Annotated in this window: 10 protein-coding genes and 1 pseudogene; 2 read left to right on the top strand and 9 right to left on the bottom strand. The window is 60.4% G+C overall.

Annotation, left to right across the window (positions count from 1 at the left end):
* Positions 1-32: 32 nt before the first annotated feature.
* The 9 genes and pseudogenes from J7302_RS13020 to J7302_RS12980 form a co-directional block, all read right to left on the bottom strand.
* A complete protein-coding gene (locus J7302_RS13020) occupies positions 33-1,067 on the bottom strand; it encodes a GlxA family transcriptional regulator (RefSeq protein ID WP_215375044.1) in 1,035 nt (344 codons plus the stop codon).
* A 626-nt stretch (positions 1,068-1,693) separates the two neighbouring features.
* Entirely contained in the window at positions 1,694-2,122 is a 429-nt protein-coding gene (locus tag J7302_RS13015; protein WP_215375038.1) for a nuclear transport factor 2 family protein, read from the bottom strand.
* Between the two features lie 204 nt (positions 2,123-2,326).
* On the bottom strand, positions 2,327-2,830 hold the full coding sequence (locus tag J7302_RS13010) for a GNAT family N-acetyltransferase (RefSeq protein ID WP_215375032.1): 504 nt from the start codon (positions 2,828-2,830) through the stop codon (positions 2,327-2,329).
* Between the two features lie 278 nt (positions 2,831-3,108).
* Positions 3,109-4,164 carry a BKACE family enzyme gene (locus tag J7302_RS13005; protein WP_215375029.1) on the bottom strand — a complete coding sequence of 352 codons (1,056 nt, stop codon included), beginning with the start codon at positions 4,162-4,164 and terminating at the stop codon, positions 3,109-3,111.
* Between the two features lie 51 nt (positions 4,165-4,215).
* Entirely contained in the window at positions 4,216-5,064 is an 849-nt protein-coding gene (locus J7302_RS13000; protein WP_215375026.1) for a TauD/TfdA dioxygenase family protein, read from the bottom strand.
* Between the two features lie 322 nt (positions 5,065-5,386).
* Entirely contained in the window at positions 5,387-6,055 is a 669-nt protein-coding gene (locus J7302_RS12995; RefSeq protein ID WP_215375023.1) for a TIGR04211 family SH3 domain-containing protein, read from the bottom strand.
* Between the two features lie 324 nt (positions 6,056-6,379).
* Positions 6,380-8,575, bottom strand: coding sequence for a catalase/peroxidase HPI (gene katG / locus J7302_RS12990; protein WP_215375020.1), 2,196 nt, complete (start codon positions 8,573-8,575; stop codon positions 6,380-6,382).
* Positions 8,576-8,811: 236 nt separating this feature from the next.
* Positions 8,812-9,422: pseudogene (locus J7302_RS12985) on the bottom strand (transposase); the annotation flags it as partial.
* Positions 9,423-9,448: 26 nt separating this feature from the next.
* Positions 9,449-10,345, bottom strand: a complete 897-nt coding sequence (locus tag J7302_RS12980) for a LysR family transcriptional regulator (RefSeq protein ID WP_215375016.1) — start codon at positions 10,343-10,345, stop codon at positions 9,449-9,451.
* A gap of 144 nt (positions 10,346-10,489) precedes the next feature.
* Here J7302_RS12980 and J7302_RS12975 point away from each other — a divergent pair, with 144 nt between their 5' ends.
* Positions 10,490-11,032: a cupin domain-containing protein gene (locus J7302_RS12975; RefSeq protein ID WP_215375012.1), complete on the top strand. Its 543-nt coding sequence runs from the start codon at positions 10,490-10,492 to the stop codon at positions 11,030-11,032.
* Positions 11,029-12,507 carry an MFS transporter gene (locus J7302_RS12970; protein ID WP_215375009.1) on the top strand — a complete coding sequence of 493 codons (1,479 nt, stop codon included), beginning with the start codon at positions 11,029-11,031 and terminating at the stop codon, positions 12,505-12,507. Before J7302_RS12975 ends, J7302_RS12970 begins: the two co-directional genes overlap by 4 nt.
* The last annotated feature ends 4 nt before the right edge of the window (positions 12,508-12,511 follow it).

The raw sequence follows: 12,511 nt of genomic DNA, 5'->3' as shown, positions 1-12,511 counted from the left end.
GCCGGCGATTCACCTTTCCAACTACGGAGTTGTCAGACCTTGAAATGGCTGCGCTTGCGGAACATGCCAGGGGCAATATCGAACATTTCGCGGAAGCAGCGCTGAAAATGCGGGAGGGTAACGAATCCGCTCGCCACGGCTATTTCGATCAGGGATTTGTTGGTGTGCTGCAGCAATTGGCGTGCATGCGTCAGTCGCAATTCCAGGTAATAGCGCGGAGGCGTCGCCTTGACGTGACGTCGGAACAGGCGTTCCAGGTGCCGCCTGGAAATACCCACGTAACGAGCGATGTCGTCTATCCCGATAGGATCCTCAATATTGCTGTGCATCAGCTCCAGTGCGAGCTTGAGGCTTTGCGGCAAGGTCGGATCGAAGTCGATCGATACGACTGAAACATCGATGATGTCTTGCTTCTTGTCGCAGCTCAGCACCTCCTCCACGGCACTCAGCAGCTCCTGACCGGCGCTGTGGCGCACCACCTCCAGCATCATGCCCAACGAACTGTTCGCGCCGGCGCAACTGATCCGTTTACGGTCGAGCACATGAGAGTGGTTGGTCACATTTACCTTGGGGAAGAGCTCGGACATCATCGCCCGACCATCGGGGTGAAATGCGCAGTCATGACCATCCAGCAACCCAGCCTCGGCCAGGAAGTAGGCGCCATTCCACAGGCCGCCCAGCACTGTGCCCGCCGCATCAGCCGAGCGCAGCTTGGCGCGCAGCAAAGGCTCACCTTCCAGGCGGACGCGATAACCGCCGCACACAACAATGATGTCCTGATGCTTTTCGTCCAGTTCGGCCAGGGAGCAATCGGTGGAAATAGAAATCCCCAGGTCGCTCACGACCAGACTGTCTGCCCCGACTACCTGAACCTCGAACACCGGCGTCGAACTCATGAGGTTGGCAGTGACCAGGGCATCTACCGCGCCGGTGAACGCCATCATCGAGAAATGCTCGCGCAGGATGAAAGACACTCGACGTACCGGTGTCGTCAACCCTGCGCGACTGGCCTTGTCCAGATGCGCCAGGTTCTTGCTCTTCAAAACGCTCTCGAAGGAGGTTCTCATGTCTCGACTCACGGGCACTTAGGGTACGAATCGACAATCCCCTTGCTGATACTCGGATATCGGTCCGTAGGCCGGCACCCACGTAAACAGCTTGTCACAGTTGAGACTTCCGGACAGTGCCGCAATCGCCACTTCCATTTCCCGACGCGACGCCGCGCCTGGACTGATGGCGGCCAGCAAGAAGCGGCCGCCTTTTCCTCATGCACCTTGCAGCGCACTCGCGCCAGTATGTTCGGGTCGTCAACCCCGGCCACCAGATTGACCGTGACTGGCGCCGGAGAGAAATGAGGGAAAGAGCGGGCAAGCGCAACTGGAGTGCTTGCGACAGGAAGGAGCGTTATGTGTATTGGGGCGCTGGCGAGTAACGTCCCTCTCTTACAAGGTCCGCAACCGGCCGGACGATGTCGTCGCCGATTCAGATCCCTACCCTCACCAGCACTTCCCCATGCCCATGTCCGCTTTCGACTGTCATGGGCATCACTTGGGCTTGAGCTGTAACGGCATCGACTGGGGGCAATGCTAAATGCTGACCGTTTCGATAAAACTTTTCGGTAGATGGGACGCTTCTGGCTGAATGCTTCGCGGCGTCTCCCGTCATTCACAGCGAGCCGCATCCCTCCTCTGCCCTAAGCCTTGGTTGCGGCCAGGTAAGCGCCCAGGCGCTGGCCCATCTCCTGGCCAAGGGCCTGCAGGCCGCTCATGGGGCGGACCATCACCTCGAACTCGACGATCTTTCCATCCTCATCGAAACGGATCATGTCGATGCCCTTCAATTCACGCCCATCGACCCGGGCGCTGAACTCCAGCACCACACTGAGGCCATCGGCCGTGACCAGCTGGCGGTGATAAGTGAAGTCGACGAAGACTTCGATCACCGTATTGAGGATGGTCGAGACCACTGCCGGCCCCGGATAAGGGGTGTGCGCCATGGGCGATCGAAACACCACGTTCGCAGCCAGAAGCTCGGGCAGCGCGGCAAGATCGCGCTGGTTCAGCATGTCGTGCCAACGCTGCAGCGAGGCGGCGGCCAGGGGATGCAGGTTCAGTTCGGACATTGGTGCTCCTCTCGATCGTTCTTCTTGTGGAGGCCCGCTCGGCGCGAATCGCGGCGCGGATCATTCTGGTGAGCACGAACGATACGAACCGAAGCACCCAGGCTCAATGATCGAAAATGACAGTTGAATGATCCTGTCGCACAGCTTCCGCCAGGACGCATGCAATCCGCCTGGGTGAGCCGAGCGCAGGCAACCCTGAACCGCTCAGTGGGTTGCCCGTGTCACCATGAAACTCAACAGCTGTGGATCGTCATCCGGCTCGATGGCCTGCACCGGCCGCGGCAGTTCATCCAGCACCGTGCGCCAGAACGCCAGGGCCGTTTCATCCTGACGGTAGAAACGCACCAGCCAGGCATCCGCCCCGCCCATCAACACCTGCGTGGCCACAGCCCGGCCGATGCCCTGTCGGCGGTACTTCTTCAGGATGAACAAATCTGCCAGCTCCAGGGCGTCGAGCCCTGGCAACTCGCTGCGCTCGATCAGCAGAAAGCCGGCGATGAAGCCGTCAACGAGGATCAGATGAGCACTCCAGTCCGGATCCTGCCAATAGCGCGCCAGATGATCTTCGTGGATGTAATAGCGGCCGTCCACCTCCACGTCTTCCTGCTCCCAGTCCGAGGACTCGTAGGCATAGAACTGGTACAGATTGCGGATCAGCTCGGCCTGTTCCGGGCCGGTCTGCACCAGTTCGACCGGGGCGCCGCTCATGGTTGAGTCTCGCGCCCGGGCTGGCGAGCAAGTAAGAAATCGGCGATCGAAGGCATGAGAATCTCGCTGAAGGGAACAGATTGCGACGGTCCCATTCAGGGCTCGCCGTTTTGCGTGGCGGTATTCTTTACAAAACGAGTTGCCAATGCCATCGGGAAATACACCCGGCGGGGTCACATGTAAAAAGCCGGCGCCTGTGGCAGACCTAAACCACTGTGCAGGTCCTGTCGCGAGCGCCGGCGATCGCCAGCCAGTCTCAGCCCAGGTCGCTGAGGGAATCAGGCGTGCTGGGTGAAGCCCACCTGTCCTGGCTTGCGGTTCGGCGCGAAGCCGTTCTTGGCCAAGGTCTCATCGGCGTTCTCGTAGAAGGTACCGATCTTGTAGATCTCACGGGCCTCCTGGCCATTGGCGACCTCGCGGCCGAATTCGCGGGAGATGCGCACCAGTTGCTCGATCTGCTCGACGGTAGTGATCTTGGCGGTCTGGCGTTGGTTCCAGATATTGTCCTCGATGCCGCAGCGCACGTGCAGACCGAGGGCGATGGCCATCATGTTCAGCGGCAGCACGTGGCGCATGCTGGTCTCGAGAGTCAGCACCGAACCGTCCGGGCAGGCGCGCACGAAGTTGGCCATGTCGTAGGGGTTCGGCGAGTCGAAGCCACCGCCGATGGCTACCCAGGTGAGGATCAGCGGCACATTGCACACACCCCGGCGCATCATGCGCTCGACGGTATTGAGCTGGGTGATGTTGGCCAGCTGGAAGTGGGTCTGGATGCCCTTGGCGGACAGGCGGCGGATGTGCTCCTCGACCCAGGCCGGGCCGGCCGGGATGGTCATTTCCTGGTAGGCCTTGAGCATCGCCGGGTCTGCCAGCGAGGTGCCGCGGATGTCGGCAACGGTCATCTGCTCGCAGACGTTCATCTGGTTGGTGTTGATGGCAATGGTCACCTGGTCCGGGGTCGGTGTCAGCTCAGCCAGCATGTGACGGGTATCGTCCGACAGCCACTTGGCGACGTCGCCCTCGCTCTCGGGGGCGAAGGAGATCGAGCCACCGACCTGCAGGATCATTCCCGGGCAGGCTTCGCGGATACCGGCCAGCAGCTCGTTGAACTTGGACAACCGCTTGGAGCCCTTGCCGTCCTCCTCGCGAACATGGACGTGCAACACGGTGGCACCCGCGTTGTAGCAGTCGACTGCCTTCTGGATCTGCGCCTCCATGCTCACCGGGATGTCTTCCGGGAAGTCGGACGGCATCCATTCCGGGCCATAGGGGGCGGCAGTGATGACCAGTTTCTGCATGTTTTCGACAAACAGGGAACCATCGATGAAGTTCATGGTGTGCTCCTCGGATTAGCGGTGTTGTGCTTGTTGTGCTGTTCGGAACGTTTAAAAAGGCTTGTCGCCGACGATGGCCGCGCGCTCCATCTTGCGATGGCAGGATGGGTAATCCATGACCGCGTAGTGCTGGGTGCTGCGGTTGTCCCAGATGGCGATGCTGTTTGGCTTCCAGCGCCAACGAACCTGGTACTCGGGCACGAAGGCCTGGCTCACCAGGTAGCGCAGCAGGTCAGCGGCGCCGGGGTTGGCGTCCTGGCCAAAGCGCACGCGCTCCTTGGTGTGGTAGTTGGTGAAGTGGGTGGTGAAGGCGTTGACGAAGAGGACCTTCTCGCCGGTTTCCGGATGCGTGCGCACCACAGGATGCTCGGCATCGGGGTACTGGGCCTTCATCGCCTGGCGCTTGTCCAGCGGCATAGCGGCGGCGAAGGACGCCTCGAAGCTGTGGTTGGCGCGCAGGTCTTCGATCCGCTGCTTGATCGCCTGCGGCAGGTTTTCATAGGCCAGCGCCATGTTTGCCCACATGGTGTCGCCACCCACCGGCGGGCACTCCACGCAGCGCAGCACGCAGCCCATCGCCGGGGTCTCGCGCCAGGTGCCGTCGGTGTGCCAGGCGTTTTCATAACGGTCGATCGGCTGGTCGGGGCGCTTGTAGATCTGCACCAGGCCCGGTGCCTCCGGGTGAGTCGGCGCCATCGGATGATCCTCCAGCTCGCCGAAGCGTCGGGCGAAGGCCACGTGGTCCGGACGGGAAATGTCCTGATCGCGCAGGAACAGCACCTTGTGCCGCAGCAGCAGTCCCTTGATCTCGTTGAACAGGCCGTCGTCGCGGACGGCATCGGCGAGGTTCACGCCGACTAGTTCAGCGCCGATACTGCAAGTGAGTTGTTCTACGCGCATCTTGTTGTTCTCCTCAGAGCGAAGGTTGTTCGGCCAGGCATTGCGCCGACCGGGTGAGCCACCAGACAGGGGCTCACCGCGCAGGCCGTGAGGAGGAATCTATGGACGGGTGGGGCTGTCGACCTCTCATTTGGCGACAGCACATTTTCATTTCATGACAAAACCCAGACGCCTTATCTGGGATCTGGCCTGGCGTTGACTTGCGTCAGTTTTTGAGCAGGCATCAGCGAGCAGGTTGGCTTGGCTTTGGGGTACCACACTGCCTGCCCCGGTCCCCTCGATCGGCGTTGCGCCATCAGGGTGAAAAGGAATTCCAGGATCATCAGATCCACTGGTCATTACGCTTGCGCCGCACCCGCAGCAGAGTCGGCAGGAGCAGCCCGGCGAACAGCCCGGCACCGGCGATGCCGCCGCCGTAGAGCATGTAGCGCATCAGCACGTGCTGATTCTCCTCGCCCAACTGCGCCTCCAACTCGCGCACCTCGGAGCGGGCCTCGCTCAGCTTACTGTCCAGCGTCGTGCGCGCCGCCTGCAACTCGTCAATCAGCACCTTGCGCGAATCCAGCGTCTCCTGCATGCCCTGCACGCGAGTCTTCCAGGTGTCGTTGATGCCTTCCAGCTCGGCACTGAGCTCGGCGACCTTCTGTTCCAACTGCGGCAGGCGCTCGGCCTGGCCGGGCATCTCCTGCAGATCGCGGCTGGGAATCCATACGGTGTTGCCGTTCTCGCCACGCACCTGACTGTAATCCCCCTGGGTGCCCAACAGCTCGACCTTCTGCCCGGAGGTGAGCGTACCGACGATGCGGTAGCCGTCGGTGGGACCGCTGCGCACATAGGTGTTCAGACTATCGCTCACCCAGCGCGCATTGCCGGCGGTGTCCTCGGCCTGCGCCGGGGCACCGGTCGCCAGCAGGCCCCCTAGCAGGCAGGCGCCGAGGGCGAGGGTCTGAAGCGGGAAAACACAGGCGGTGAAATGACGGGATAGGGACATTGGGCAATCTTCACATGACGTTAGAGCGAAACCCTGCAAACGGGCGCGATAAAAGCCGGCCAGGCAATTTGTTGCAGACCGGAATGCGATCGGAGTGAAGGGGGCACAGCGCAGCCGTCCAAGTTGCAAACGGCCATACACCCCCCTGATGAGCCGACAGGAGACAGACACCAGGCCACCTGCGGGAGTTCACTCGGGGTAATGGGCGTGGGATAGGTGGTATGAAAGGACTGCAGCGAAACACATGCAGCCGTGGCCTGGTTCGGGTCATCCCAAACCAGGTCACGGCTTAGAGGCATAAACCTTTGTGTCTAGCCTCAGAGATCACGCAAGGTCGAAGCGATCAAGGTTCATCACCTTGTCCCAGGCGGCCACGAAGTCACGCACGAACACGTCCTGTGAGTCGCTGCTTGCGTAGACTTCAGCGAGGGCCCGGAGCTGGGAGTTCGAACCGAAGATCAGGTCAACGACGGTTCCCGTCCACTTGAGCGCACCCGTTGCCCGATCTCGCCCCTCCAGCACCCCGTCATCTGCCGCCGATTTCTCCCACTTCGTGCTCATGTCGAGAAGATTCACGAAGAAATCATTGGTCAGTGTTTCCGGCCGTTGGGTGAAGACGCCGTGTGCGGACTGCTCGAAGTTCGCATTCAGGGCGCGCAGACCGCCGATCAGCACTGTCATTTCAGGCGCGGTCAGGGTCAGCAACTGAGCTTTGTCCACCAGCACCTCAGCCGCCCATTCCTTGTGTTCCTTGCGCAGGTAGTTGCGGAATCCATCTGCGATAGGCTCCAGCACAGCCATTGCAGCCATATCGGTCTGGTCCTGCGACGCATCCATGCGCCCCGGCGAGAAGGGAACCTTCACGTCGTGGCCGGCTTGCTTCGCCGCTGCCTCGACGGCAGCGCAGCCGCCCAGCACGATCAGGTCAGCAAGCGAGACCTTCTTGCCGCCGGACTGCGAGCCATTGAAGTCCTTCTGGATCGCTTCCAGCTTCGGCAGGACCTTGGCCAGTTCGGCCGGCTGGTTGACTTCCCAATCCTTCTGTGGCGCCAGGCGAATACGCGCGCCGTTCGCCCCACCGCGCTTGTCGCTGCCACGGAAGGTTGCCGCAGACGCCCAGGCCGTCGTGACCAGTTGGGAGATGGAAAGGCCCGCCGCGAGGATCTTGGCCTTCAGGACAGCGATGTCCTGTTCCTCGATCAGCTCATGGTCCAGCGCGGGAATCGGGTCCTGCCACAGCAGTTGTTCTGCCGGAACAAGCGGACCGAGATAACGAGCCACAGGCCCCATATCCCGGTGCGTCAGTTTGAACCACGCCCGAGCGAACGCGTCGGCGAACTGATCCGGGTTTTCAAAGAAGCGCCGTGCGATTTTCTCGTAAGCAGGGTCGAGGCGCAGGGAAAGGTCCGTGGTCAGCATGGAGGGTGCATGACGTTTGGACGGGTCGTGGGCATCCGGTATGGAGCCGGCGCCGGCGCCATGCTTCGGTATCCATTGATGCGCACCGGCAGGGCTCTTCGTCAGTTCCCATTCGTAGCCGAACAGGTTCCAGAAGTAGTTGTTGCTCCACCTCGTCGGTGTCGAAGTCCAGGTGACCTCCAGGCCACTGGAGATCGTGTCACCCCCTTTGCCTGTGGCAAAGCTGCTGATCCAGCCCAGGCCTTGTTGCTCGATGCCGGCCGCTTCCGGCTCAGGACCCACCGCCGTCACATCGCCGGCACCGTGAGTTTTGCCGAAGGTGTGACCGCCAGCGATGAGCGCGACCGTTTCTTCATCGTCCATCGCCATGCGAGCGAAGGTCTCGCGGATATCCCGCGCCGCGGCGATCGGATCCGGGTTGCCGTTCGGTCCTTCCGGATTCACATAGATGAGGCCCATTTGCACAGCGGCGAGAGGACTCTCGAGCTGACGGTCGCCGCTGTAGCGCTCGTCTGCCAGCCACTTGCTCTCGGCGCCCCAGTAAATGTCTTCTTCGGGTTCCCAGATATCCTCCCGCCCACCGCCGAAACCGAAGGTCTTGAACCCCATCGATTCCAGGGCGACGTTGCCCGCGAGGATCATCAGGTCGGCCCATGAAATCTTCCGGCCATATTTCTGCTTGATTGGCCAGAGCAGCCTGCGCGCCTTGTCGAGGTTGACGTTGTCGGGCCAGCTGTTGAGGGGAGCGAAGCGCTGGTTCCCGGTCCCCGCGCCACCGCGACCGTCTCCGACGCGGTACGTGCCAGCACTGTGCCATGCCATGCGGATGAACAAGGGGCCGTAGTGGCCAAAGTCCGCGGGCCACCAATCCTGCGAATCCGTCATCAACGCATGGAGATCCTTGATCACGGCATCCAGGTCGAGGCTCTTGAATTCCTCGGCGTAATTGAACGCCTCCCCCATGGGATTGGACAGAGCGGAGTGCTGATGCAAGACCTTCAGGTTCAGCTGATTGGGCCACCAATCTGCGTTCGTAGGGCCTGCCGCCGCTGTGTGTTTACCAGCCCCGCCTGAGAACGGGCACTTTGCTTCGTCTGACATGGTTCGCTCCTGTCGTTATCTTCATCCAACCGCTCGATACAGACTGGGCTGTCGGGCACGGACCTATCCAATAAGTTTCGGCAATGGGATTCATAGTAGTCAGGGAATCCGAGTCCGATGAGCAGAGCGTCGCCGTTCGGAAGAAATCCTGCACGCGTGGATTCTGGATAACGCCATTGAGCGTGATGGACAGGTTGTCGACGGCTTTATGGGCAACTCCCGTAGAGCGCTTGCCGTGATCCGATCTTGTCGTGGAGGCGTTCGGCTTTGACCTGAGCAACGGCAGGCTCCTGACGATCTGCGGTATCGAGCGCCGTCAGCTAACCATTGATGCTGGACTCGATCTCCGCCATTCGCCTTTGCAGCTTGGCGCTGTTGAAGTTGCGGTCACGATTGTTGACCACCTTGAACTTGCTGCCATCGATGGCCACAAGCGCTTCCGCGAACAGGCCAGCTGCCGGCACAGCCCTACGAACTGCCGACAGACGCCGCGGATTGCCTCGCCGTTATCCTTGCGGAAATTGGCGATGGTCTTGAAGTCCGGTATCCGACGTCCGGTCAGCCACATCAATTCGACCTTGCGCTGGGCCTCTCGCTCAAGACGGCGGCTGGACTGGATGCGGTGGAGACAGTCGTAGATGTAGATCTTCAGGAAGTCGGCAGAGTGGTCGGCCGGTCTGCCAGTTTGCGCCGGGACGACACCGTCGAAACCCACCGTGCCGAGGTCGAGTTCGTCGACGAACACATCGACCACCCGCACCGGGTTGGTGTCCGCTGCGTAGTCAACCAGGCTCTCGGGAAGCAGCGTGCTTTGGCCTTGACGCTCTCCCTGGATAAAACGCTTCATGGGCCAGGAGCAGCCACCAAGCTCCTTCAATGACTCCTTGCGCAAATTTCCAGAACCAGGTTTCGAAGCCATCGATGAGCTGGGTCAGCACTGAATCGCGGATGCCAAAGCAATGAAACGGTGAACTCCGGAGTACGGACTGGAAGCGGAAAGCTGTACATCCCCTGGCGCAAATTCGCAGTATGGCGTTCGGGAACGCTGGCGATCAGGTCGGATCCACGAGCCAAACCCAGAGCGGTCGAAAAGCCGCCAACGATCGTGACAATCTTTCGCTCCAATCCAAGTGGCAGCAACGCGTCATCAATAGGACCTTTGTCGCCCCCCTCTCGCGACACGAAGATATGCTTGCCTGCAGCATACTTCGCCGGTGTGATCTTCCCTCGGCTCAGTGGATGCCCGGATCGCACAACGCCAATGTAATTGTCTCGGAACAACGCTTGTCCCCGCAGCTCTGGAGCGGTCGACAGCTCTACAACACCGGTTTCCAGATCAACAACTCCATCGCGAAGTGGCTTGCTGTCTTTGTCTGGTTTCTGCAAAAAGCACAGCCGCACTCCAGGGGCCTCTTCCCCGATGCGCGCGATAAGCTCCGGCCCAAAGCACTCTGCAAAGCCTTCGCTGGTCCTTAGCGTGAACGTCCTGGAGAGTTGTTTGAGGTCGAGTATTTCTGCGGGACGCAAAACCTCCTGCACATCCCGTACGAGTTGACTGACCCGGTCACGGAGCTCCATCGCTCTGGGGGTGGGGACGAGCCCCCTGCCCGCCCTGACTAAAAGTGGATCGCCAGTTGTCTCTCGCAATCGCGAAAGTGCTCGGCTCATCGCCGACGGGCTAAGCCGCAAGCGTTTGGCTGCACGAGCAACACTCCCCTCAGCGAGCACTGCATCAAGAGTAATGAGCAAATTGAAATCTGGAGTCGGCATGCGTTGATGTTAGCTCAGCCTGCTGGTGACATAGCGTCAAACGCATCAATAAAGTGCAAATGGTGCGCCTTCCGCCATATCCAAACACTACTTACAGTCCGATCCATCGGCACATCCGTACCGAACAGGATCGGGAAAGAACGTATGAATTCGTTGGAAAAATTTGTTGGCGGAGTCAGGTCAATTTGGGGAGCTCTAAGCTCTGAAGTGGTCGCAGGCTGCCAGCAGCAACTGGATGAACTCTTGAAGACTCCGCTCACGGAGCAGTGGCTGGCGGCATTGCACCTGGAAGCATTGGCTCAACAGGAAATGTACAGAGATCCGACTAATGGATTTGTGCTGCTGGCGCACACTGAGCCTGAAGGGCTCTACAGACCACCGCATGATCATGGCAGGGGATGGGTCATCTATGCGGTTCAGCAAGGTGAGATCGAAATGGGGACCTATGCCCGAATCGAGGACCAGGACGGCAGGGTGAAACTCGTGAAGCGGGGCTCCACTCTGGTCCGCCCCGGTCAGACTCAGGTGTACCTGCCCGGAGACATTCACGATACACGCTGTATTTCAGGGCCTGCGCTGTTATTCCGCTTTACAGATCGGGATCTGAAGAAGGAGGACAAAGAGGCCCATAGGCTGACGAGGTATGTAGAGCAGGACGGCGCCTGGATCCCAGGGGCGAGGCTGTGAGCCCCCGCCTGGCTAAAACCATGGAGCTCCGGTTGCCTGCGGAGCCCATTCGCCCTGGCGAAAAGTGTGAATCGATATCGCCTGTCCGACGCCCTTCAGGGCATGCCGCTGACGCGCTGTCAGGTCTGCCTGAGCCAAGGCATGCGATTGCTATCGGCTCCGTGCTGGCTGCCATGGTGCTAGTGGTGCTGAACACGGCGGTAGCAAACGTCGCCCTACCAACGATCGCCGAATCGCTGCAAGTGACGCCTGCCATGTCCATCTGGATCGTCACGGCTTACCAGGCAGCCCTCCTGATGGCTTTGCTGCCTTGTGCGGCGCTCGGGGAAAGTCTTGGTTATCGACGGGTATTCAGGTGGGGAGTTGCGCTGTTTACAGGCGCCACCTTGTTTTGCGCATTAGCGCCGTCCCTGTCTTGGCTTATCGCTGCCCGTTTCCTGCAGGGGCTTGGGGGAGCGGCCGTCATGGCACTCGGGATTGCGCTGCTTCGTCTCGAGGTACCGCATCGGCAGCTAGGGGCCGCTATCGGCTGGAATGCCCTTGCTGTTGGTCTGTCATCAGCTGCCGGCCCGGCAATCGGCGCGGCGATACTCTCAATGACAAGCTGGCCTTGGCTCTTCGCTGCCCACCTCCCCTTAGGGGTGTTGGTGCTTCTGTCTACCAGTGCGCTAGCTGACGTCGAGGGCACTGCTCGCCGAACAGATCTGTTGAGCGTCGTGTTGAATGCCGGAGCCTTTGCGTCGTTGGTCATTGCTGCCGGGCTCTTGGCAGACAGGCCCCTTCTGGCTGGCGCGCTGCTCGCCATATCAGCCATTCAACTGATGCTGCTGGTGAGGCGGGAAATGCCAAAGGAAGCACCACTGATCCCGCTTGACTTGCTCAGATCCAATTCATTCTGCGTTTCAGTGATCGCCTCGACTTGTTGCTTTGCAGGACAGACCGCAGGCATGGTGGCGCTACCTTTTTACCTGCAGAACGGCCTTGGGCAAGAGCCTCTAATGGCCGGCCTCTATATGATTCCTTGGCCATTGACCGTTGCAATTGTCGCTCCGCTCGCTGGCCGCCTTGCAGACCGATGGTCGACAGCCTGGCTTTGCTCCGCAGGCGGCTTATGTCTTGCGGTCGGGCTAGGGGCCGCTTCACTGTGGCCGCTCAAGGGCATCCCCTTTCTGCTCGTACCATTCACCATGCTGTGTGGTCTCGGTTTCGGCCTGTTTAATATCGCCAACAATCGCAAGATGTTCCTATCGGCACCGATAAAGCGAAGTGGCGCTGCCGGAGGCATGCAGGGCACCGCTCGACTACTTGGACAAACCGCTGGTGCAATAATCATGACGCTGCTCTTTAACCTGTTCCCAACCGACTCTGCGCCTCAGATCGGTCTTGGTGTCGGAGCTGTTTTAACCCTGCTCGCAGCCCTGACGAGCACGCTACAAGGCAGACGGACGGAAAGCACCCATTCGGAAGTTTCATAGGCTC

Origin of the sequence: Metapseudomonas boanensis, assembly GCF_018704125.1 — a bacterium.
GTDB classification, from domain to species: Bacteria; Pseudomonadota; Gammaproteobacteria; order Pseudomonadales; family Pseudomonadaceae; genus Metapseudomonas; species Metapseudomonas boanensis.
The sequence above is the reverse complement of the archived record's forward strand: the minus strand, read 5'-3'. Positions and strand labels throughout refer to the sequence as shown.